The sequence below is a fragment of the Comamonas sediminis genome (assembly GCF_041107495.1).
Classification (GTDB): domain Bacteria; phylum Pseudomonadota; class Gammaproteobacteria; order Burkholderiales; family Burkholderiaceae_C; genus Comamonas; species Comamonas sediminis.
The window spans coordinates 136,796-156,406 of sequence record NZ_JBGBDC010000005.1 but is presented as its reverse complement, the minus strand read 5'-3'; the positions used below and the strand labels follow the sequence as shown (position 1 = coordinate 156,406).

23 protein-coding genes are annotated in these 19,611 nt (G+C 64.9%); 11 read left to right on the top strand and 12 right to left on the bottom strand.

All coding sequences use genetic code 11. From position 1 onward, the window contains the following. Positions 1 to 105: 105 nt before the first annotated feature. Both AB7A72_RS12900 and AB7A72_RS12895 read left to right on the top strand, forming a co-directional pair. The gene (locus AB7A72_RS12900) at positions 106 to 648 is read left to right on the top strand and encodes a ferritin-like domain-containing protein (RefSeq protein WP_239809865.1); all 543 of its coding nucleotides are present in this window, start codon (positions 106 to 108) and stop codon (positions 646 to 648) included. Between the two features lie 61 nt (positions 649 to 709). Further along, the gene (locus AB7A72_RS12895) at positions 710 to 952 is read left to right on the top strand and encodes a hypothetical protein (RefSeq protein WP_312527879.1); all 243 of its coding nucleotides are present in this window, start codon (positions 710 to 712) and stop codon (positions 950 to 952) included. A 418-nt stretch (positions 953 to 1,370) separates the two neighbouring features. On the opposite strand, the gene AB7A72_RS12890 is transcribed toward AB7A72_RS12895, so the two are convergent. From AB7A72_RS12890 to AB7A72_RS12860, 7 genes are all read right to left on the bottom strand, one after another. Further along, positions 1,371 to 1,697 carry a DUF4148 domain-containing protein gene (locus AB7A72_RS12890; protein WP_312412051.1) on the bottom strand — a complete coding sequence of 109 codons (327 nt, stop codon included), beginning with the start codon at positions 1,695 to 1,697 and terminating at the stop codon, positions 1,371 to 1,373. Positions 1,698 to 1,844: 147 nt separating this feature from the next. Beyond that, positions 1,845 to 2,162 (bottom strand): DUF4148 domain-containing protein, encoded by a 318-nt coding sequence (locus AB7A72_RS12885; protein WP_239809862.1) that lies wholly within the window; start codon positions 2,160 to 2,162, stop codon positions 1,845 to 1,847. Positions 2,163 to 2,533: 371 nt separating this feature from the next. Next, positions 2,534 to 3,319 carry a tRNA-uridine aminocarboxypropyltransferase gene (locus AB7A72_RS12880; protein ID WP_369460209.1) on the bottom strand — a complete coding sequence of 262 codons (786 nt, stop codon included), beginning with the start codon at positions 3,317 to 3,319 and terminating at the stop codon, positions 2,534 to 2,536. A 67-nt stretch (positions 3,320 to 3,386) separates the two neighbouring features. Beyond that, a complete protein-coding gene (locus AB7A72_RS12875; RefSeq protein WP_312412043.1) occupies positions 3,387 to 3,998 on the bottom strand; it encodes a class I SAM-dependent methyltransferase in 612 nt (203 codons plus the stop codon). A gap of 104 nt (positions 3,999 to 4,102) precedes the next feature. Continuing rightward, complete coding sequence (locus tag AB7A72_RS12870) at positions 4,103 to 4,447, bottom strand: hypothetical protein (RefSeq protein ID WP_369460208.1); 345 nt, start codon at positions 4,445 to 4,447, stop codon at positions 4,103 to 4,105. Between the two features lie 39 nt (positions 4,448 to 4,486). Next, positions 4,487 to 5,020 carry a hypothetical protein gene (locus tag AB7A72_RS12865; RefSeq protein ID WP_369460207.1) on the bottom strand — a complete coding sequence of 178 codons (534 nt, stop codon included), beginning with the start codon at positions 5,018 to 5,020 and terminating at the stop codon, positions 4,487 to 4,489. Positions 5,021 to 5,075: 55 nt separating this feature from the next. Then, positions 5,076 to 8,012, bottom strand: a complete 2,937-nt coding sequence (locus AB7A72_RS12860) for a DNA topoisomerase III (RefSeq protein WP_369460206.1) — start codon at positions 8,010 to 8,012, stop codon at positions 5,076 to 5,078. 162 nt (positions 8,013 to 8,174) lie between these two features. Between AB7A72_RS12860 and AB7A72_RS12855 the strand changes: the two genes are divergently transcribed. The 3 genes from AB7A72_RS12855 to AB7A72_RS12845 are packed head-to-tail and all read left to right on the top strand — an operon-like array spanning position 8,175 to position 10,589. After that, a complete protein-coding gene (locus tag AB7A72_RS12855; RefSeq protein WP_369460205.1) occupies positions 8,175 to 8,879 on the top strand; it encodes an SET domain-containing protein in 705 nt (234 codons plus the stop codon). After that, positions 8,876 to 9,727, top strand: a complete 852-nt coding sequence (locus tag AB7A72_RS12850; RefSeq protein ID WP_369460204.1) for a biotin--[acetyl-CoA-carboxylase] ligase — start codon at positions 8,876 to 8,878, stop codon at positions 9,725 to 9,727. The genes AB7A72_RS12855 and AB7A72_RS12850 overlap by 4 nt, the downstream gene beginning before the upstream one ends. 40 nt (positions 9,728 to 9,767) lie before the next feature. Further along, positions 9,768 to 10,589: an SPOR domain-containing protein gene (locus AB7A72_RS12845; protein ID WP_369460203.1), complete on the top strand. Its 822-nt coding sequence runs from the start codon at positions 9,768 to 9,770 to the stop codon at positions 10,587 to 10,589. On the opposite strand, the gene AB7A72_RS12840 is transcribed toward AB7A72_RS12845, so the two are convergent. Continuing rightward, a complete protein-coding gene (locus tag AB7A72_RS12840; protein WP_239809853.1) occupies positions 10,586 to 12,040 on the bottom strand; it encodes a sensor histidine kinase in 1,455 nt (484 codons plus the stop codon). The two genes, AB7A72_RS12845 and AB7A72_RS12840, sit on opposite strands and share 4 nt — an antisense overlap. Before the next feature lie 64 nt (positions 12,041 to 12,104). Further along, positions 12,105 to 12,791, bottom strand: a complete 687-nt coding sequence (locus tag AB7A72_RS12835) for a response regulator (RefSeq protein ID WP_369460202.1) — start codon at positions 12,789 to 12,791, stop codon at positions 12,105 to 12,107. 277 nt (positions 12,792 to 13,068) lie between these two features. Between AB7A72_RS12835 and AB7A72_RS12830 the strand changes: the two genes are divergently transcribed. Then, positions 13,069 to 14,010 carry an SdiA-regulated domain-containing protein gene (locus tag AB7A72_RS12830; protein WP_369460201.1) on the top strand — a complete coding sequence of 314 codons (942 nt, stop codon included), beginning with the start codon at positions 13,069 to 13,071 and terminating at the stop codon, positions 14,008 to 14,010. Between the two features lie 19 nt (positions 14,011 to 14,029). Here the strand turns inward: AB7A72_RS12830 and AB7A72_RS12825 are convergent, their stop codons facing one another. Next, on the bottom strand, positions 14,030 to 14,518 hold the full coding sequence (locus AB7A72_RS12825) for a MarR family winged helix-turn-helix transcriptional regulator (protein WP_239809850.1): 489 nt from the start codon (positions 14,516 to 14,518) through the stop codon (positions 14,030 to 14,032). Between the two features lie 186 nt (positions 14,519 to 14,704). Here AB7A72_RS12825 and recA point away from each other — a divergent pair, with 186 nt between their 5' ends. From recA to AB7A72_RS12800, 5 genes are all read left to right on the top strand, one after another. Continuing rightward, the gene (gene recA / locus AB7A72_RS12820; protein ID WP_239809849.1) at positions 14,705 to 15,781 is read left to right on the top strand and encodes a recombinase RecA; all 1,077 of its coding nucleotides are present in this window, start codon (positions 14,705 to 14,707) and stop codon (positions 15,779 to 15,781) included. Between the two features lie 87 nt (positions 15,782 to 15,868). Then, the gene (recX, locus tag AB7A72_RS12815) at positions 15,869 to 16,318 is read left to right on the top strand and encodes a recombination regulator RecX (protein ID WP_369460200.1); all 450 of its coding nucleotides are present in this window, start codon (positions 15,869 to 15,871) and stop codon (positions 16,316 to 16,318) included. A 97-nt stretch (positions 16,319 to 16,415) separates the two neighbouring features. Beyond that, complete coding sequence (locus AB7A72_RS12810; RefSeq protein WP_369460199.1) at positions 16,416 to 17,393, top strand: tripartite tricarboxylate transporter substrate-binding protein; 978 nt, start codon at positions 16,416 to 16,418, stop codon at positions 17,391 to 17,393. A gap of 71 nt (positions 17,394 to 17,464) precedes the next feature. Beyond that, positions 17,465 to 17,716 (top strand): VF530 family protein, encoded by a 252-nt coding sequence (locus AB7A72_RS12805; RefSeq protein ID WP_312450940.1) that lies wholly within the window; start codon positions 17,465 to 17,467, stop codon positions 17,714 to 17,716. 106 nt (positions 17,717 to 17,822) lie between these two features. Next, positions 17,823 to 18,302, top strand: a complete 480-nt coding sequence (locus AB7A72_RS12800; protein WP_369460198.1) for a VOC family protein — start codon at positions 17,823 to 17,825, stop codon at positions 18,300 to 18,302. Between the two features lie 20 nt (positions 18,303 to 18,322). Here AB7A72_RS12800 and yddG read toward each other — a convergent pair whose 3' ends face one another. Both yddG and AB7A72_RS12790 read right to left on the bottom strand, forming a co-directional pair. Then, on the bottom strand, positions 18,323 to 19,243 hold the full coding sequence (gene yddG / locus AB7A72_RS12795) for an aromatic amino acid DMT transporter YddG (protein WP_369460197.1): 921 nt from the start codon (positions 19,241 to 19,243) through the stop codon (positions 18,323 to 18,325). 130 nt (positions 19,244 to 19,373) lie between these two features. Further along, positions 19,374 to 19,523, bottom strand: a complete 150-nt coding sequence (locus AB7A72_RS12790; protein ID WP_239809843.1) for a hypothetical protein — start codon at positions 19,521 to 19,523, stop codon at positions 19,374 to 19,376. Positions 19,524 to 19,611 lie beyond the last annotated feature (88 nt).

Genomic DNA, 19,611 nt, shown 5'->3' with positions numbered 1-19,611 from the left:
CTTTTTGCGCAAGCACTGTAGACCTTGTCTCACAGACGCGGACGGTGTGGGCGCGTACCTTGTCAGGGTAGTGTTCAATAACAGCCACCCCCAAAGGAAGCCGCGATGCTAGACAAAACCCGCACCCCGCTGGCGCTTGATACCAAGCGTCTCGACGCCGCCAAGAACAGCCTGGAAGAAGGCGCCGTGCTGCCGGATGACACGCCTTTCCGCGAGGACATCATTCGCCTGCTCAACGATTCTCTCGCCACCGAGCTGGTCTGCGTGCTGCGCTACAAGCGCCACCACTTCACCGCCACCGGTCTGGAATCGCCTGCGATTGCAGAGGAGTTTCTGGTGCATGCGCAAGAAGAGCAGGCCCATGCCGACCGCATTGCCACGCGTATCGTGCAACTGGGCGGCGAGCCGGACTTCAATCCTGACAGCCTGAGCGGCCGCAGCCATGCCGACTACAACGACGACATGGACCTGCATTCGATGATCCGCTCCAACCTGGTGGCCGAGCGTGTCGCCATCGAGGCCTACACCCAGATGGTCGATCTGATCGGCGACAAGGACCACACCACGCGCCGCCTGATCGAGCAGATCCTGGAGCAGGAACAGGAACATGCCGATGAGCTGTCCGACTGGATGAAAAAGGCCCAATAAGGACCACCACCCGAGCCGCAACCGAGTTGCGGTTTTTTTATGCCGATGGAGAACGACAGGGATGACCGATACCGAAGCAACACGCAAGAATGCCAAGCACCTGCTCTACCTGATGGTCAATGAGGAACTGCTGCGCGCAGGCGATGGTCTGGACGCGGAGTCATTGGGCAACGTGCTGGAACGCCATGGCGTCGGCGCCGCCGAGCAGCAACCTGCACTGGACTATGCCTGTGAGCAAGGCTGGTTGCAGAAAGGCGAGAACGGCCAGCTGCAGATCACCGAAACCGGTTTTGCATTGGATTGAAAGCCGTGAGCGCAGCCCAGCAAACCGCAGGTTTGCGGTTGAAGCTGGGCGTCCCCAATGAGGCGCCCCTACTAGCGTCCCCTACTAGGCCTCCCCGACTAGGCGTCCCCGACCAGGCATCGAGCCGCAGACCGTACGGGCGTACGACAAGGTGAGGTGCGGCCGGCCAGGCAACCACGTGCCGAGGCTGGTGGTCGCGGAGCGAGACGTAAAAAGACCACTGCCGGCGAACCGGCAGTGGCTACCAAGAGCACGGCCCAGACACAATGGGACAAGGTCTGGCCGGGCTACGCACTAAATGCGTTTTCGTTGTGTGGCGGGCGATGCCCGCTGTCATGCTTCTCCAGGCCTCAGCTTCTACAGAGAGCCTGGAATCTGACCGCTCTGCAAGCGTCTGCGTTGCAGAGCGATTTTTCACTTATTCGCCGAAGGACTCGCCTTCAGGCAAGGTGCCAGCAACCAGGGCGTCATGGGCTTGCTGTTGCACCTGGGCGCGGCTCAACGTGGAGGGGGCGCTTTCCGCACGGAAGGTGTTCATGCGGTCACCGATCACGGCCATCGAGCCATTGCGCTGGGCTTCGGTCACCTTGGCCTGCACTTCGGCGCGGGTCAGGGTGCTTTGGGCGGCAGGGTAGGCGGGGTAGTCCGAGCCATTGCCCACAGGGGCCGTCGTGGCGGCGCTGGCAGCACCGGCAAACACCAGGCCAGCGGCCATCATCAAAGCGGACATATTGCGTGCAAACATGGTTTCTCTCCACGGACCCGCGCTGCTGGCAAATCGCTGATTTGCGCTATGGGAGCGGCGGCGTCCAAAAAATAGGTTGTTGATTCGGAATTCGGGGGTTGGATGCGAGAGCGGCCTGCGGCCCACTCTCAGCGCGGTTGCCTGGGCTTATTCGCCGAAGCTTTCGCCTTCAGGCAAGGTGCCGGCAACGCGGGCGTCGTGGGCGGCTTTCACCACTTCGGCGCGGGACAGGTTGCTGCTGCCCTTTTCAAAGGCATTGGCCTGCAGCTGGTCACCCTTGAACAGCAAGGTGCCGTTCTTTTGGGCTTCGACGAACTGTGCTTGCACATCGGCGCGGCTCACGGCGCTGGTGGCAGCCACGGGGGGCGCAATCGAGCGGTCGCCTTCAAAGGGGTTGGCCTGGGCAACACCGGCACCCAACATCAGAGCAGCTACACCGGCGATCGAGAAAATACGTGCGTTCATTTTTAACTCCTGGAGAACTCCAGCGACTCACCATGAGGGGCTGGTTCGCTCAACGGGTGGTGCGGTGCACCTTGTGTGGTTCTCGTTGATCGATGTAGTCAGTGTATGCAGTGCGCCGCCGCCGATAAATAGCCTAAATCGGAATAGATTGTTCTGAAATACGATCTAATTTTTTTGGCACTGTGTAATCACCCCTAGCGGCTGGAGTGTGCCGTCTCCATGCCGGAGAGGCGCTCACGTAGGAGGATTCCGGCAGATATGGGATTTTGCGGGGCGGGAGAACCCAACGGCAAACCCTGTCAGGGTTGACCCGAGATGCTGGCTGCCATAGCAACCAGATTAGCTTGTTTTATACGACAGTGACAGCGCTGTCACAGCCCGTTTTGCAGGCGCTGGAGCTGCTGGTGGGCCGCGCTGTGCCAGTCGGGCGGCAGCTGGTGCTTGGCCTGCAGGTAGTGGTGGGTGTAGATGTCCAGGTAGGTTTCCAGGGTCTGCGCTGCCCGCTGGTCGCCGGCGAGATCCAGGCACAGAGCAGCGACCTCGGCGGTGCAGAAATGGTCGTCGCGGCGCGAGCGCCGCAGCTGGTAGCGCGAGATCTGCTCGGGGTGCAGGCTGAGCACCGGAAGGCGGTCCAGGTAGGGGCTCTTGCGGAACATCTTGCGTGCCTCGGGCCAGGTGGCGTCCAGCAGGATGAACAGCGGCCTGCGATCCGTGCCCTGCTGCGCGGAGGGTGCCAGTTGCTGCACGGCGCGGCCGGGCTCATGCACAAACTCCTGCGGAAAGACGACATAGGGCTGCCATTGCGGATCGGCCAGCACGGCCTCCAGCCCGGCATCCATCTCCGTGCGCGACCAGCCAAAGGCCCAGGTCTGCGCCACCACGTCGGCGATCAGCCAGCCGGTGTTGCTGGGCTTGAGCGGCTCGGCATCGTGCATCAGCAGGCACATGCCTGCCGTTGTGGCCTGCGTGGGCCGCAGCGCGCAGAGGCAGTGGCTCGGGCGCAGGCGGCAGCCTTCGCAGCGCTCGCCCTTGGGGCCGCCCCGCGCCAGAAAAGGGCGGGTGCTGCGCTGCAGCCGTTCAGCGCGCAGGCGTGAGACGGCATGGGGGACAACGGCGCCAGCGGTGCTGGCAGCGGCAGAAGATGGGGAAGAAGACACGGGCGCTATTGTCGTCGCCCTGCCCAACCCAGCAGCGCAGCGGGTTTAGCGCCGCGCGATGTGCCGCTCAGTTCTGCACCGCTTCGAGCGCAAACAGCGGCACATCGGCGCGTTGGCTCAGCCAGACGCCGCCGCCCAGCTCGGTAAAGCCCTGGGCCAGACCGCGGCGGTAGAGCTCGGCGCGGTGGCGGTACAGGCGCGGGTCGGTCAGCTCGTCGTCGATGATGTCGCGCTCATAGTCTTCGCGGGCAACGGCTTCCACATAGAGCGCGCCCCGGCTCAGCCGCGCCAGATTCGCCAGCGCCAGCTTCAGGTCGGCGGGGCTCAGATACGGCAGCACGCCTTGGCAGATCACCAGGTCAAAGGGCTGGCCATCGGCCGGCGCATAGTCCACGACCGAGCCCCGCTCCCAGCCGTAGCGCTGGCACAGGTAGTCGCTGTACTCCACGCCGTGGTAGCTGGCCTGCGGAAAATGCTGCGCAATCGCATCGCGCCACAGGCCGATGCCGCAGCCGACATCCAGCACACGCTGCACCGGCACGCGCACATACTGCAGATAGCTGCAGACAAAGGCGCCCAGGCGCGCGGCATGGGCAGGGTCGACCACGCTGGTTTTCTTGTCGAAATAAAAGCGCTGGTAGTACGCCTCGTCAAACCATTGCCTGTCCGCTGATTGCACGCATGTCCTTTATCGATGCCATGCAGCACCACGCTGCATTGCGCAGGCAGTATCGCGCAGATGCTGCGCACCGGTGGGGCGCTGCGGTATTGCGGCGGGCCGTTTCAGCGCGGGATGACGGACAGGTTCTCCGGCACGAGCTGCTCCTGGCTGCCTGCCGGGCAGGGGCCGTCGGTATAGATTGTCTGGCCGTTCAGCTGGCATTTGCGCGGCACGGCAGCGGGGCGTGTGTGGCCGGTGCCGCCGTCGGGTGCCGCACGCCGTGCCTGGCCGCGTTGCAGCGCTTCGTCGCTGGGGGGTGGAGGGGCCGAGGCCTTGCGCCACAGGGCGCTGGCGGCCTGCTCGGCGTCGCCAATGATCGCCGGGCCACGCCAAGCGTATAGCGCAGCAGCGCAGGCAGCCACCAGGGCCAGCCAGATCAGCCGGCGGTAGGCAGGGCGCAGGTACATGGCGGTGGTAAAGGGCGTTGGGGCATTCCAGGCACTGTATCAGCCTTCTTGGTAGAAGCGCACATCCAGGTACAGCAGCAGGAAAGCCAGCAGGCTGATGCCCCTGTTCAGGCGCCGGGCCAGCGGCAGGTAGGCCGCGCTGAAATACCACTGCCGGTGCGCGGGCAGGTGGCGCAGGATGTAGAGCAACTCCATCTCCTGCATATTGCTGAAATGCGGATGGCTGTCCTTCTTGAGCTTCTGGATGATGGAGGCATCGCAGAGCATCACCACCGACAGCACGGTGGCGATGAGGACCGCGCCGAGCAACCACTGCTGCCAGGGCTGCGCATGCGGGCCATTCAAGCCGAGGCTGAACCAGTGGCTCAGCATCAGCACCGCAAGCACTGCAAACAAGCGGTAGAAGATGGCCCGCCAATGCGCAGGGCTGGGCTCGGCCGGTTGGCCTTGGCGGCGCGCCTCCCGGTCAATGATGCGGGCGAGCAGCCAGGCCATGCCATGAAAGCTGGCCTCCAGCAGCAGGTAGATGCCCAAGGCCAGCGCGAGCAACTGCAGCGGCTCGCCCTTGGCCATGCTCAGCACGTATGGCAGGCCCGGCGGGCGGTGCGGTGGTGCTGCATCCCGGCGCTCAGCTCACATGCTTGCCAACAATGCCGGCGATCTCGAACATGCTGATCTGGTCCTTGCCAAACAGCGGCTGCAGCTTGGCGTCGGCGTTGATCGCGCGCTTGTCCTTGGCATCCTGCAGACCATTGGCCTTGATGTAGTCCCACAGCTTTTTGATGACCTCGGGGCGCGAGGTGGCCTCGCTGCCGATCACCGCTGCCAGTGCGGGGCTGGGGGTCAGCGTCGCGGCAACCTTGCGGGGCGTTTTGGCGGCGGTCTTGGTGGCCGACTTGGTAGCGGTTTTGGCCGCCGTCTTTGTGGCCTTGGCAGCGGTCTTGCTTGCGGTCTTCGTGGCAGTCTTGGCCGCCGTCTTGGCGGCCGCGCCCTTGCGCGGCGGGAACTTGCTGTCGCGCGGCTCGAACTCGAAGTTCACCTTGCCGGCCTCCTTGTCCCAGGCCAGGAAGGCCTTGAAGCTGCGGCGTGTGCGGTTGGAGACGAACTTGTCGAGCAGGTCGGTCTTGCCGGTCGCCAGCAGCTTGGCCATCTGGTCGCGCTCGATCGGCTGCTGCAAGATGATCTGGCCGCTCTTGAAGTCGCAACTGGGCGTGGGCTGCTGGGCCGTGGGCACGGCTTTGCTGCAGACATAGTTGGCGCCGTGCTCGAACACCGGAGCGCCGCATTTGGGGCAGGCGCCCAAGGCGTTCTGGTTGCCAAAATCCACCAGCTCGCCCGATTCTTCATCGGACTTGTTGTCTTCGAACAGGAACTCGAACTTGAAGTTGTTGTTGTCCTCGTCGCGCACGATGGCCACTTCGGCAGCAAACGGCCAGCCGGCCTTGGAGCGGAAGCCGTCGAGCGGGCCCAGCTTGCGGTCGCGCAGCAGCTGGTCGGCCTCGGCGGTCTCGAAGGTGCGGCCCGCAGGCGATTTGGTGAACGAGAAGCCGCAGCCCTCGCCATTGCCGCCCACGCCGGTGCAGGCATAGCGGCGGTAGTTTTCCTTGACGACGCCGCCGCAGTTCGGGCAGGGCGCGGACAAGGTGGCGTAGTCGCCCGGGATGGTGTCGCGGTCGTATTCCTTGGCCTTCTTCACCAGGCGCTCGGTCATCGACTGGATCTCGGCCATGAAGGCTTCGCGCGAGAGCTGGCCCTTTTCCATCTGTGCGAGCTTATACTCCCACTCGCCAGTCAGGTCGGCGCGCGAGAGCTCTTCCACCTGCAGGCCGCGCAGCAAGGTCATCAGCTGGAAGGCCTTGGCCGTGGGGATCAGCTCGCGGCCTTCGCGCAGCATGTATTTCTCGGTCAGCAGACCTTCAATGATGGCTGCGCGCGTCGCAGGCGTGCCCAGGCCTTTTTCCTGCATGGCTTCGCGCAGTTCGTCGTCGTCGATCTGCTTGCCGGCGCTCTCCATCGCGCCCAGCAGGGTCGCTTCCGAGTAGCGGGCGGGCGGCTTGGTCTTCAGGCCCTTGGGGTCGACCGGGTCGGCCACCGGCTTCTCGCCAGGCTGCACCGGCACCAGGTTCTGGCCCTTGTCGCCTTCCTTGGCGTCTTCCACTTCGTGGGCCGCTTCCTTGCCGTAGATGGCCAGCCAGCCGGGCTTGACCAGCACCTTGCCTTCGGTCTTGAAGTGGTGCTCATCGACTTGACTAATACGGGTGGTGACCTGGTACTCGGCGCTGGGGAAGAACACCGCCATGAAGCGGCGCACCACCAAGGTGTAGAGCTTGTGCTCGGCCTCGCTCAGCGCGCCGGGCGCCTGCGTGGTCGGAATGATGGCAAAGTGGTCCGACACCTTGCTGTTGTCGAAGATGCGCTTGTTCGCGCGGATGTAGTTGGCGCCAATGGCCTGCTGCGCAAACGGCGCGAGCTGCTGCATATTGCTGTGGGCCAGCATCTCGAAGGTCTGGCGGGCGACCGGCAGGTAGTCTTCGGGCAGCGCGCGCGAATCGGTACGCGGGTAGGTCAGCGCCTTGTGGCGTTCGTACAGCGCCTGGGCCAGTGCCAACGTGGTCTTGGCCGAGAAGCCGAACTTGCTGTTGGCCTCACGCTGCAGGCTGGTCAGGTCAAACAGCAGCGGCGATGCCTGGGTGGTGGGCTTGGACTCTTCGGTCACCGTGGCGGGCTTGCGGCGCACGGCATCTGCAATGGCTTGGGCCTCTTGCTGGGTCCAGACGCGGTCGGCCTTGGCCTCGGCGTCGTCGCTCTTCTTCCAGCCCGGGTTGAACCACTTGGCCGGGTAGGCGCCCGCCTGGGCGTTGAACTCGGCGTGGATTTCCCAGTAGTTGCGGCTGACGAACTTGCGGATCTTTTCCTCGCGCTCGACCACCAGCGACAACGTGGGCGTCTGCACGCGGCCCACGGTGGTCAGGAAGAAACCACCATCGCGCGAGTTGAACGCGGTCATCGCCCGCGTGCCGTTGATGCCGACGAGCCAGTCTGCTTCGGAGCGGCTGCGGGCGGCATCGGCCAGGCCCAGCATCTGGTTGTCCGAGCGCAGCTTGTTGAAGCCGTCGCGGATGGCTTGCGGCGTCATCGACTGCAACCACAGGCGCTGGATCGGCTTGCCCAGGCCACCCTTGGCACCCCCGGCATATTGCTCGATCAGGCGGAAGATCAGCTCACCCTCGCGGCCCGCGTCACAGGCGTTGATCAGCGCCGTGACATCCTTGCGCTTGGCCAGCTTGACGACGGCATTCAGGCGCGTCTTGGTCTTGTCGACCGGCTTGAGTTCAAAGTAGGGCGGGATGACCGGCAGATGGGCAAAGCTCCATTTGCCGCGTTTGACATCGAATTCTTCGGGGGCCTGGATCTCCACAAGGTGACCCACCGCGCTCGTCACGATGAAGTTCTCGGCTTCAAAGTAGTCGTCGTGTTTGGCAAATTGGCCTGCCACCGGCGTCAGTGCACGGACGATGTCCTGTGCAACGGACGGCTTTTCTGCAATGACCAGGGTCTTGGACATGGGTTCACTCTCATCAAACTGGGGTCTGCCAGCACTGTGGGTTGCTGGCTCTCTGAGCACGCTCTTACAATGCACGCTTTACGCGCATGTGCGCGGGCGCCTGCATGTGTACGTGTGCGCACATGCGCATGTGCTTATTTTTAAAGTAGCAGAAAAAATCCCATGCCGAACCATGTTCCCCATTTTTCAACAGGTCGCCGTATCCAGGTACGGCGTTCGGGCGTGCACGGCAGGGGCGTTTTTGCGTTGCAGGATATCGCAGAAGGTGAAGTCATTGTCGAATATGCGGGCAAGGTCATCAGCTACGAAGAAAGCCAGCGCCGCCACCCGCACGACCCGGACCACCCCAACCACACTTTCTTTTTCCAGATCGATGGCGACCGCGTCATCGACGGCGGTGATGGCGGCAACTCGGCCCGCTGGATCAACCACAGCTGCGACCCCAACTGCTTTGCCGAAGAGGTGGATGACCGCATCTTCATCAGCGCGCTGCGCAATATCAACGCCGGCGAGGAACTGGGTTATGACTATGGCCTGATCATCGAAGAGCGCTACACCGCCCAACTCAAGGCCGACTACGCCTGCCACTGCGGCGCGGCCGAATGCCGGGGCACGATGCTGGCGCCCAAGCGCGGCTGGAAGCCCAAGGTGCCCGCGTCGGATTTGCCCGAGCCGGTGCTGCCCAAAAAGCGCAAGGCCAAGGCGGCCGCCGATGGCGCAAAGACCGCCAAGCCTGCCAAAGCGGAAAAGCCCAAGGCCAAGGCAGCAGATAAGGCACTGAGCAAAGTCAAGGACAAGAAAAAGAGCGGCCAGAAAGCCAAGGCGGACAAGACCAAGGGCCAGAAGACGGCCAAGGCGGGCGCATGAGCGACACACCGAACATGCCCATCCGCTGGCCGGCCGAAGCCATCTGGGAAGCGGTCGAGCCGCAGCTGCCGGGCTTCACGATCGAGGTGCTGCCCAGCATCGACTCGACCAACACCGAGCTGATGCGCCGCGCCCGTGCGGGCCGCCAGGAGCCCATCTTGCTGGTGGCCGAGCAGCAGACCGCAGGCCGTGGCCGCATGGGCAAGCCCTGGCGCAGCGAGGCCGGTGATTCGCTGCTGATGTCGCTGGGCCTGCCGCTGGCGCCGGCCGACTGGTCGGGCCTGTCGCTGGCTGTTGGCGTGTCGGTGGCGCAAAGCCTGCAGCCTCAGCTGCCCGAGCCCGGCTCCAGCACGCCTACCATCGGCCTCAAGTGGCCCAACGACCTGTGGCTGACCGGCGACCACAAGCTGGCCGGCATCCTGGTCGAGACCGCGAGCTTTGTTTCGGCCCGCACGCATGGGGGCGATGGCCAGCAGCAGGCCGAGCGCTATGTGGTGATTGGCATCGGCATCAATGTGCGGGCGCCGCAGGCCGAAGGCCTGTCGACCATCCCGGGCAGCCTGCAGATGCTCGACAGCCGCTGGGACGCGCCGCAGGCGCTGCAGGCCGTGGTGCCGCCGCTGGTCGCTGCGATCCTGGCTTTTGCGCAGCAGGGCTTTGCGCCGCTGCAGGCGGCCTATGCGGAGCGCGATGCGCTGGCTTGCCGCGAGGTCGGCCTGAGTGACGGTACGGCCGGCCTGGCCATGGGTGTAGGCGCCGATGGCGCGTTGCGCGTGCAGACCGCTGCGGGTGTGGTGGATGTGACCAGCTCGGAAGTCAGCGTGCGGCCCAAGGCCGGCGCGGCCTGAGTGCGCTGCAGGACCAGAGAATGAAGAGACAGGAGCGGAGATGATTCGTTTTGCCATCGTGCTGCTGCTGCTGGCCAACGCCGGCTACTACGCGTTCTCGCAAGGCATGCTGCGCAGCCTGGGCTGGGGCCCGGAGGACCCGTCCGAGCCCGAGCGGGTGCAGCAGCAGGTCAAGCCCGATGCGCTGCGCATTCTGACCCCGCAAGAGGCCCAGCAAGCCCAGCAGCAGCCGGCGCGTACCGTGCCTGCCGAGCCCGCCCCGGCACCGGTGGCGGAGCCGGCTGCCCCGGCCGCTGCCGAGCAGCCCGCAGACCCTGCCGACAAAACCTCCGCCGATGCGGACAAGCTGGCTGCCAAACCAGCCGAAAAGCCGACTGAAAAGCCGGAAAAACTGGAGAAGGCGGAAAAGCCGGAGAAAAAGGAATGCCTGGTCGCCGGCAGCTTTGATGCCAAGCAGGTCGAGGCGCTGCGCCTGCAACTGGCCAAGCTGCCCGAAGGCAGCTGGCGCCTGGACAGCAGCACCAGCGCCGGCCGCTGGATGGTCTATGTGGGCAAGTTCAGCAGCCAGGAGGCGCTGGATACGCGGCGCGACGAGCTGCGCGCGCTCGATATCAGCACGGACCGCGCCCGCATTGCCAGCCTGGAGCCAGGCATCTCGCTGGGGCGCTTTTCCAGCGAGGAGGCGGCCGAGCGCCATTTGGCCACTATCGGCAAAAAAGGCGTGAGCGGCGCCAAGGTGGTGGTCGAGCGCCCCGAGACCGTCAGCTACACCGTGCGCCTGCCCAAGCTCGATGCGGCGACCAAGAAGCGTGTGCAAAGCTGGCATGTGATGGACGGCAAGGACCTGCGCAGCTGCTCCTAGACCTGGGGCTGCGGGGCCCGTGTGGTCGGAAAGCAGACGCTGAACACCACGCCGCGCTGGGCCTGGCGCGGGTGGGCATCTTCCAGGCCCACGGTGGCGCCATGCTGGCGCGCGATTTCCTGCACGATGGGCAGGCCCAGCCCCGAGCCATCGACCTCGCTGCCCAGCACGCGGTAGAAGGGCTGAAAAATACGTTCGCGCTCTTCTTCGGGAATGCCGGGGCCGGAGTTTTCCACCTGCAGCACGATCACGTGGCCAAAGGGGTCGGCCATCAGCCGCACATTGATGATGCCCGGCGCGCCGGCGCTGGAGGGCGTGTAGTTGATGGCATTGTCCAGCAGGTTGCGCACCAGCTCGCCCAGCAAGGTGGCATTGCCGTTGACCCAGACCTCGCGGTCATCCACCTGCATGCCGTCGTAGCCCATGTCGATGTGCTTGGCCAGCGCCCGGTCGATGCCGTCATGCATGGCATCGAGCACAATCTCGGCCAGGTTGCAGGGCGTGCGCTGCAGCAGCGCGCTGGGGCCTTCGGCGCGGGCCAGTGACAGCAGCTGGTTGACGGTGTGGGTGGCGCGCATGCTCGAACGCCCGATCTGCTGCAAAGACAGCTTGAGGTCGTCCTCCTTGGCATCGGCGCGCTGGGCCATCTCGGCCTGCATGCGCAGGCCGGCCAGCGGTGTCTTGAGCTGGTGCGCGGCATCGGCGAGAAAGCGCTTTTGCGTCGCCAGCGAGTGGTTGAGGCGCTCCAGCAGGCCATTGACCGAGTCGACCAGCGGCACCACTTCCAGTGGCACATCCTTGTGGTGGATGGGCGAGAGGTCTTCGGACTTGCGCGCGCGGATGCGCTCTTCCAACAGGTGCAGCGGCTTGATGCCGCGTGCCAGCGCCAGCCATACGAGCAGCACCGCCAGCGGCAGGATGACGAACTGCGGCAGCATCACGCCCTTGATGATTTCGGTGGCCAGCACGCTGCGTTTCTCGCGCGTCTCCGCCACCTGGATCAGCGCCAGATTCGGCTCGGGCAGCGACAGCTGCACCCAGATCCAGGCGATGCGCACATCCATGCCGCGCAACTCGCCATCGCGCAACTGCACGACGCCGATGCTGCGCTCGAGGTCCTTGGCAGGCATCGGCAGCGCCGATTCACCGGCGAGAAACATGCCCGCCGGCGTCGTGACCTGGTAGTAGACCGTGTCGGCATCGTCGGCCCGCAGGATCTCGCTGGCTGGCTGGGGCAGGTTGAAATAGGTCTTGCCGCCCTGCACGCCGACGAGCTGCGCCAGTGCATGGGCGTTGTATTCCAGCGCGCGGTCGAAAGGCTTGTTGGCCAGGTCCTGGGCCACCAGCCAGGTCAATGCCAGCGATACCGGCCACAAAAGCAGCAGCGGTGTGAGCATCCAGTCAAGGATCTCACCGAACAAAGATCGCTGCTCGCTGCGAAACAGGGCCAAGGCTGTCCTTGCGTGATGGGGGCCGGGGGCGGCCATCGCCCCGCAGTCACCCGGTGGTGGATGCTCAGTGTGCTGCGGGCGGGTGGATTTTTTCCAGGCAGTAACCCAGGCCGCGCACGGTGGCTATGCGGATGGGGCCCTTCTCTATCTTCTTGCGCAGGCGGTGGATATAGACCTCGATCGCATTGGTGCTGACCTCTTCGCCCCATTCGCAGAGGCGCTCGACCAGCTGGTCCTTGCTGACCAGGCGGCCCGAGCGCTGCAGCAGCACTTCCAGCAGGCCCAGCTCGCGCGCCGACAACTCCAGCATGCGGCCGTCGAAGGTGGCCACCCGCCCGGCCTGGTCGTAGGCCAGCGGGCCGTGCTGGATCAGGCTGGTGCTCATGCCCACGCCCCGGCGCGTGAGGGCACGCACCCGCGCTTCCAGCTCGGACAGCGCAAACGGCTTGGCCATGTAGTCGTCGGCGCCCAGATCCAGGCCCTGGACCCGGTCATCGACGCTCTCGGCGGCGGTGAGGATCAGCACGGGAATGGCCGAGCCCCGGGCGCGCAGCTTTTTCAGCACCTCCAGACCATGCATGCGGGGCAGGCTCAGGTCGAGGATCAGCAGGTCAAACGCATTGTTGGCCATCAGCGCCGCATCGGCTTCGGTGCCGCTGGCGACATGGTCGACCACGGCGCCGGAGTTGCGGAGACTGCGCAGCAGGCCATCGGCCAGCACCTGGTCGTCTTCGGCAATCAGTATTCGCATGCGGTCTCCTATCGCTGTTGTAGTGGTGATACGTGCTGTGCCAATGATTCTAGGACAGGCCATGACCCTGATGGCGGCACTGGGATAGATCACTGCCAGAAGGCGCCAGCGCGGGGGCATGCCGCTGGTGAGCGCCGTCATTTTTGTTGCAGAGACGTAAAACACCCGCAGACGTCACCAAAGCGCCGCGTCGCTCACGTAGGATAACGCCTCGTCTTGACGGCGTCGCAAGGGCAGCAGGCCCGTGGCTGGGGGCGGCGTTTGGCAACCCATCGTGATGAAAGCAGGTTCAACAGTGCGCAAAGGATCGCAGTCTTCGGTACGGCAACGCCGCTGGGTGGTGGTGGCGGCCCTGGTCGTGCTGACGGCGCTGTACCTGCAATGGCACCACATCGTCGCGATGCCCGGCCATGCCCATGCCTGGCAATCGCCACCCCCGTCGGCGCCGGCGGCCCACTTGCCGCACTACCTGGCCAGCATCGATGCCAAGGCGGTCAGCGGCATTGCCGACAACCTCTCGGGCCTGACCTACAACCCGGAAACCAAGACCTTGTTTGCGGTGACCAACCGGCCGCCCCAGATTGCCGAGCTGACGACCGATGGCGCGCTGCTGCGCCTGGCCCCGCTGCACGGCGCCAGGGATACCGAAGGCATCGCCCATATCCAGGGAGACTGGTTCGCGATTGCCGATGAGCGCAACAACCGCATCCACTGGGTGCAGTTTGGCAAGGGCGTGACGGACGTATCGCTGGACAACAGCCCCTATGTGCAGCTGGGCGATATCGCCATCAAGAATTTTGCACTGGAGGGCCTGGGCTGGGATGCCAAGCGCCAGCAACTGGTGGCGGTGACCGAGAAATGGCCGATGCAGGTGCTGATGATGGAGGCGCCGCTGTCCAGGCTCAAGCCGGGCCCGGTCGATCTGAAGGTCAGCGTCTGGGACGTGCCGGCCGTGGAGGACATGCCCAGCACCGACCTGGCTGCCGTCGAGGTCGACCCGCGCAGCGGCAACCTGTTGCTGCTCGGGGAAGAGTCTTCGGTGCTCTACGAATACAGCCGTGCCGGAGAGCTGCTCAGCGTGATGCCGCTGTGGGCCGATATGGCCGGGCTGGCCAACCGCATCCCGCAGCCCGAGGGGCTGGCCATGGACAATGGCGGCAATATCTACATCGTCTCCGAGCCCAACCTGTTCTACAAGTTCGAACGCAAGCGCGGCTGAATGCAGCACATGCAGCCGCTCAGCTGTCGGCCCCATACACTTCCAGCCCGAGTTTGACCACGGTAGCGACCTGCTCGCCCACTTCAGCGCGGAACTCCGCCTCGGCCTGGGTGACCGCCCGCTCGAATGCCTGCAGCCACAGCAGGCCCGTCTCGGTAAAGCGCACGATGCGGGCGCGTGCATCGCGGGGGTCGCGCTCGCGGGTCACCAGGTTCCAGGCTTCGCACTGGTCCACCAGCTGGGCCATCGCCTGCTTGCTCATGCCCGCGCGCTCGGCCAGGTCGACCAGACGGTCGCCTGCCAAGGACAGGTGCCGGGTGATATGGATATGGGCGGCGCTGACCTGGTCGCGCTCGGCCAGATGCGACAGCGCCAGCGGCACGGCGTCATCCCGCACCATCAAGTGCAGCACGCGGGCGTCGAAGCGGCGCATCGCATGGCCCAGCAGCCGGCCCATGTGGGTCAGGCGCCAGCTGTCATCAGGCAAATGGGGCAGAAGTGTCGGCATGATGGGCCCTCCCGAGGGTGTTGTGCGGCGTTTTCAGTATGCTGCATTTAGTCAAGCAAACTGACTAAAAAAATGCTTTTATAAAATATACCCATCCCCTAAACTACTGTTCAAGCATCCAGGCTGTATATGCAAACAGCAGGATCCCAGACCCAAGACATGACTATCAAACGCAAGGAGAAATCCATGAACGCCACCGCAACCAAGCCCGAAGCCAACAGCGAAAAAGCCAAGGCGCTGGCCGCCGCACTGGCCCAGATCGAAAAGCAGTTCGGCAAGGGCACCATCATGAAACTCGGCGAAGGCGAGGCCGTCTCGGACATCCAGGTGGTGTCCACCGGCTCGCTCGGCCTGGACATTGCGCTGGGCGTTGGCGGCCTGCCGCGCGGCCGCGTCATCGAGATCTACGGCCCTGAATCCTCGGGCAAGACCACCTTGACCCTGCAGGTGATTGCCGAGATGCAGAAACTGGGCGGCACCTGCGCCTTCATCGATGCAGAACACGCACTCGATACCGGCTATGCCCAAAAGCTGGGCGTGAACCTGGGCGATATCCTGATCAGCCAGCCCGACACCGGTGAGCAGGCGCTCGAGATCGTTGACAGCCTGGTGCGCTCCGGCGCGGTGGACCTGATCGTTGTCGACTCGGTGGCGGCCCTGACCCCGAAGGCCGAAATCGAAGGCGAAATGGGCGACCAGCTGCCCGGCTTGCAGGCCCGCCTGATGAGCCAGGCGCTGCGCAAGCTCACCGCCACGATCAAGAAGACCAACTGCATGGTCATCTTCATCAACCAGATCCGCATGAAGATCGGCGTGATGTTCGGCAGCCCAGAAACCACCACCGGCGGTAACGCGCTGAAGTTCTACGCCTCGGTGCGTCTCGATATCCGCCGTACCGGCACCATCAAGCGCGGCGATGAAGCCATCGGCAACGAAACCAAGGTCAAGGTGGTCAAGAACAAGGTATCGCCTCCGTTCAAGACGGCCGAGTTCGACATTCTGTTTGGCGAAGGCATCTCGCGCGAAGGCGAAATCCTGGACATGGGTGTCAATGCCCGCATCATCGAGAAAAGCGGTGCCTGGTATGCCTACAACGGCGAGAAGATCGGCCAGGGCCGTGACAACTCGCGCGAGTTCCTGCGTGAAAACGCCGACCTGGCGATCGAGATCGAGAACAAGGTGCGCGAGAGCCTGAACATCAGCCTGCGCCCCGCTGAAGACGGCGTGGTCGATGGCCCTGCGGCCAACGGCACCGAGGGCTGACCGCTTCTGAAGCGAGAACGCTGAGATAGCTGCTTGTGCACAGATGCTGTGCGCAAGCAGCTATTTGTTTTATAGCAATGAGGACGAATGTCTTTTAGCAAACTCTCCCTCAAAGGCCGTGCGCTGCGCTATCTGGCGCAGCGCGAGCATTCGCGCGCTGAACTGCAGGGCAAGCTTGCCCCCCATGTGGAAGAGGACGAGGACCTGGCGGCCATCCTCGACGAGCTCGAAGCCAAGGGTTTCATCAGCGCCGAGCGCTTCGTCGACAGCGTGATCCACACCAAGGCCGCCCGCTATGGCGCCAGCCGGGTGCTGCAGGAGCTGCGCCACAAGGGCGTGGATGCCGAGCTGATAGCAGATGCCCGGGAGCGCTTGCGCAGCACCGAGTTGCAGCGGGCCCGCGAGGTCTGGCAACGCCGTTTTGGCACACCGCCCGACAGCCCGCAGGAGCGCGCCCGGCAGATGCGCTTTCTGGCGAGCCGGGGCTTTGGCGGCGATGTGGTGCGTAAGGTGCTGCGCGGCGGGGACGGGGACTAGCCCGGCGCTATGCCGGTTTGTTATAGCTGTTAGTGGCGTGTGGCACTGCCTCACAGCGCGGCGTTGGCCCATAGTCGGTCTCCTCAGGAGACCCATGATGCAAAGACGACAGTGCAGCGCCGCGCTGCTGGCGCTGGGCGCGCTACCGTATACAAGCGCTGCGCAGCCGCGGCTGCCTTCACGTCCGATCCGCCTGGTGGTGCCGTTTGGCCCCGGCGGTGTTGCCGATCTGATGGTGCGTATCGTGTCGCGGACCCTGAGCGAGATGCTCGGCGGCCCGCCCATCGTGGTGGACAACCGGCCTGGTGCCGGTGGGGTGCTGGCGGCCGAGCAGGTGGCCCGCGCCGCGCCGGATGGCCAGGTACTGCTGCTGATGTCCAACGCCAATGCGGTGGCCGAGTCCTTGTTCGCTTCGCTGACCTACAGCACCGTCCGCGATTTTGCGCCGATCTCGCTGCTGGGGCGCTTTGACCTGGCCATGGTGGTCGCACACACCAGCCCGCTGCTATCTTTCCAGGGGCTGCTGGCACAGGCCCGGGCCCGGCCAGGGCAGCTCAACATCGGTACGTTGTACAGCGGCAGCACGCCCCATCTGGCGGCAGAACTGCTCAAGAGCACGCTGGGTCTGGATGTGCAACTGGTGCCTTATAACAGCTCTGCCGCGCTGTTCCATGCGCTGCGGGGCCAGCAGGTGGATGCCGCGGTAGACATGCTCGCGCCGGTGCTGGCGCATGTCGAAGGCCGGTTGCTCCGGGCGCTGGTGGTCATGGGCGGCAGGCGTGCAGCGGCCCTGCCTGGCGTTCCAACGGTGAGCGAAAGCGACGCAGCGGCCAGCGGCTTTGATGTGACCTCGTGGAATGGACTGGCGGCACCCGCCAATACCGCCCCTGCGACCATTGCCAGGCTCAGCGCGGCTGCCAATGCAGCGCTGGCCTCGGCCGATGTCGCTCAGCGGCTGCAGCGTCTGGGCGTGGTGCCGGAAGGCAGCACCCCGGCGGAGCTGGCAACGCTGCTGCAGCGCGACATACAGCGCTGGGCGGGCGTGATCGCGCGTGCCGGTATTGCCAGGCCCTGAGCGCTCAACGGCCCTGCCGGGATCGCCGCAAAAGGCCCGCCAGGCCTGCTGCCGGTGCGTGCTCGGCGACAATGGCGGCCATGAGCAATGCCGAACAGCCCAACAATCCTCTCCATGGCCTGACGTTGGAGAACCTCCTGAACGAGCTGGTCGCGTACTTTGGCTGGGAAGAGCTGGGCGAGCGCATACCGATCCGTTGCTTTTGCCTGGACCCGAGCATCAGCTCCAGCCTGCGGTTTTTGCGCAAAACGCCCTGGGCGCGTGAGAAGGTCGAGGGCCTGTACCTGTTCATGCTGCGCGAGAAAAGGCGCAGCGGCGGCTGAGGCCTGACCGCCGGCAGCGGGCTGCCCGTCGCCGTGCAGCGCTGTCCTACTTGCGGGCGGGCCGTGAGCCGCTAGGCTGGTCGTCTGTGCAAACAGGAGACCGACGATGACCGCGAAAAATACCGTATGCCTCTGGTACCGGGGTGATGCGCTGGATGCCGCGCAGTTCTACGCCCAGACTTTTCCCGACAGCTCGGTAGGCGCCGTGCACCGCGCGCCGGGCGATTACCCCGATGGCAAGCAGGGCGATGTGCTGGTCGTGGCGTTCCATGTGGCCGGTGTGCCGTGCATAGGGCTCAACGGCGGCCCGCATTTTCAGCACAATGAATCCTTTTCCTTCCAGATCGCCACCGACGACCAGGCCGAGACCGACCGCCTGTGGAACGCCATCGTCGGCCATGGCGGGCAGAAAAGCGCCTGCGGCTGGTGCAAGGACCGCTGGGGCATCTCCTGGCAAATCACCCCGCGCATGCTGACCGCTGCACTGTCCGACCCCGACCGCGCAGCCGCCAAGCGCGTCTTTGAGGCGATGATGGGCATGACCAAGATCGATATCGCCGCGCTGGAGGCGGCGCGCAAGGGCTGAGCAATCAGCGCTGTTTCGTTCTACTTGCTGCGGGTACACCACCAGCAGATCAGCGAGCCGGCCGTTACCAGCACCACCCCTTGCCAAAAGCTCCAGGAGGGCTGCACCTGCAGCCAGACGGTGCCGACCAGCGCCGACAGCACAGGGGTGAAGTAGGAACCCACGGCCATCACCGTGAGGTTGCCGGCGCGCAGGCCGTGGTCCCAGCAGCTGTAGCCCAGGGCGGTGAGGCCGCTGAGCATGCACAGCTGAGCGGCGGCGGGCAGCGAGAACTGCAGCGCCGGCTCTGCGCTGAGTGCGTACTTGACCCACAGTACCGCCCCGACGGCCCAGAGAAATGCAGGCAGCGCATTGGCGCCATGGGCATAGCGCTTGGCCATGACCGAGTAGCAGGGCCAGAGCCAGGCGGCCGAAAACGCCAGGCCATAGGCGAGCGGGTTGCTTTGCACATTGGCCCACAGGCTGGCGATGGACAGCGCGCTGTCCCCCTTGAGCACCAGCACAATGCCGGCCATGGCCAGCAAGACCCCGGGCACCAGGCCGGCGCGAAAGCGCTGCAGCCCAAAGGCGGTCGCCAGCACGATCGTCAGGCTCGGCCAGAGGTAGTTGATCATCCCCAGCTCCAGGGTCTGGCCGCGGTTGCTGGCAAAGCCCAGCGACAGCGACAGTGCGATCTCATAGAGCACAAACAGCAGGCCACAGCCCCAGAGATAGGCCGGGTGCATGGCGCGCAGCTGGGCCAGGCGCGGCATGCCAAAGCGCAACGTCACCAGCAAGGCCCCCAACGTAAACACCGCCGCGGCCCCGCCAATGGGGCCCAGGTGCTCAGCCACGCTGCGGAACAGGCCCACCGACGTGGACCAGCACAGCACGGCCGACAGGCCAATCAGGGTGGCGCGCTGCGAAGGGGCCTGGGGAGCGGGAATCGGAGAGGAAGACATGGACGCGGGCAGGTGCAGAGGGAGCGGAAGGCGCCCTGCATCCTAGCCGGAAAAGCGCAGCGCTGCAGCCACGCTACCGCACGGCGGTGCCAGGCGGGTGGGCGCAGTGGGGCGTTGGGTTGCGGTGTCTTTAAACGATGTGGCTGCCAAAGACCAGGGCGGCGGCGATGGTGGCCACGACGGTCAGCGCCGCAAATGCGATCAGGCCGCGCAGCTCCAGGCGCTTTTCGGCCTCTTGCTCGGCGGTGGTGGGGATATGGTTGGGGCGGGTGTAGTCCATGGGCAGTTCGGAAAAAACGCGGGCAACCCACCCACTATAGTGCGGCGCCCGCCGTTGGCGATGGGGTGCCGCCTAGGTGTTTGCATGT

Excerpts from the sequence above, each read along its gene's own strand:
- AB7A72_RS12800 (WP_369460198.1), top strand. The coding sequence starts at position 17,823 with ATGACCGCGAAAAATACCGTATGCCTCTGGTACCGGGGTGATGCGCTG.
- AB7A72_RS12885 (WP_239809862.1), bottom strand. The coding sequence starts at position 2,162 with ATGAACGCACGTATTTTCTCGATCGCCGGTGTAGCTGCTCTGATGTTG.
- AB7A72_RS12895 (WP_312527879.1), top strand. The coding sequence starts at position 710 with ATGACCGATACCGAAGCAACACGCAAGAATGCCAAGCACCTGCTCTAC.
- AB7A72_RS12850 (WP_369460204.1), top strand. The coding sequence starts at position 8,876 with ATGAGCGACACACCGAACATGCCCATCCGCTGGCCGGCCGAAGCCATC.
- yddG (WP_369460197.1), bottom strand. The coding sequence starts at position 19,243 with ATGTCTTCCTCTCCGATTCCCGCTCCCCAGGCCCCTTCGCAGCGCGCC.
- AB7A72_RS12890 (WP_312412051.1), bottom strand. The coding sequence starts at position 1,697 with ATGTTTGCACGCAATATGTCCGCTTTGATGATGGCCGCTGGCCTGGTG.
- AB7A72_RS12860 (WP_369460206.1), bottom strand. The coding sequence starts at position 8,012 with ATGTCCAAGACCCTGGTCATTGCAGAAAAGCCGTCCGTTGCACAGGAC.
- recX (WP_369460200.1), top strand. The coding sequence starts at position 15,869 with ATGTCTTTTAGCAAACTCTCCCTCAAAGGCCGTGCGCTGCGCTATCTG.
- recA (WP_239809849.1), top strand. The coding sequence starts at position 14,705 with ATGAACGCCACCGCAACCAAGCCCGAAGCCAACAGCGAAAAAGCCAAG.
- AB7A72_RS12835 (WP_369460202.1), bottom strand. The coding sequence starts at position 12,791 with ATGCGAATACTGATTGCCGAAGACGACCAGGTGCTGGCCGATGGCCTG.
- AB7A72_RS12825 (WP_239809850.1), bottom strand. The coding sequence starts at position 14,518 with ATGCCGACACTTCTGCCCCATTTGCCTGATGACAGCTGGCGCCTGACC.
- AB7A72_RS12810 (WP_369460199.1), top strand. The coding sequence starts at position 16,416 with ATGCAAAGACGACAGTGCAGCGCCGCGCTGCTGGCGCTGGGCGCGCTA.
- AB7A72_RS12900 (WP_239809865.1), top strand. The coding sequence starts at position 106 with ATGCTAGACAAAACCCGCACCCCGCTGGCGCTTGATACCAAGCGTCTC.
- AB7A72_RS12870 (WP_369460208.1), bottom strand. The coding sequence starts at position 4,447 with ATGTACCTGCGCCCTGCCTACCGCCGGCTGATCTGGCTGGCCCTGGTG.
- AB7A72_RS12790 (WP_239809843.1), bottom strand. The coding sequence starts at position 19,523 with ATGGACTACACCCGCCCCAACCATATCCCCACCACCGCCGAGCAAGAG.
- AB7A72_RS12805 (WP_312450940.1), top strand. The coding sequence starts at position 17,465 with ATGGCGGCCATGAGCAATGCCGAACAGCCCAACAATCCTCTCCATGGC.
- AB7A72_RS12830 (WP_369460201.1), top strand. The coding sequence starts at position 13,069 with ATGAAAGCAGGTTCAACAGTGCGCAAAGGATCGCAGTCTTCGGTACGG.
- AB7A72_RS12845 (WP_369460203.1), top strand. The coding sequence starts at position 9,768 with ATGATTCGTTTTGCCATCGTGCTGCTGCTGCTGGCCAACGCCGGCTAC.
- AB7A72_RS12855 (WP_369460205.1), top strand. The coding sequence starts at position 8,175 with ATGCCGAACCATGTTCCCCATTTTTCAACAGGTCGCCGTATCCAGGTA.
- AB7A72_RS12865 (WP_369460207.1), bottom strand. The coding sequence starts at position 5,020 with ATGGCCAAGGGCGAGCCGCTGCAGTTGCTCGCGCTGGCCTTGGGCATC.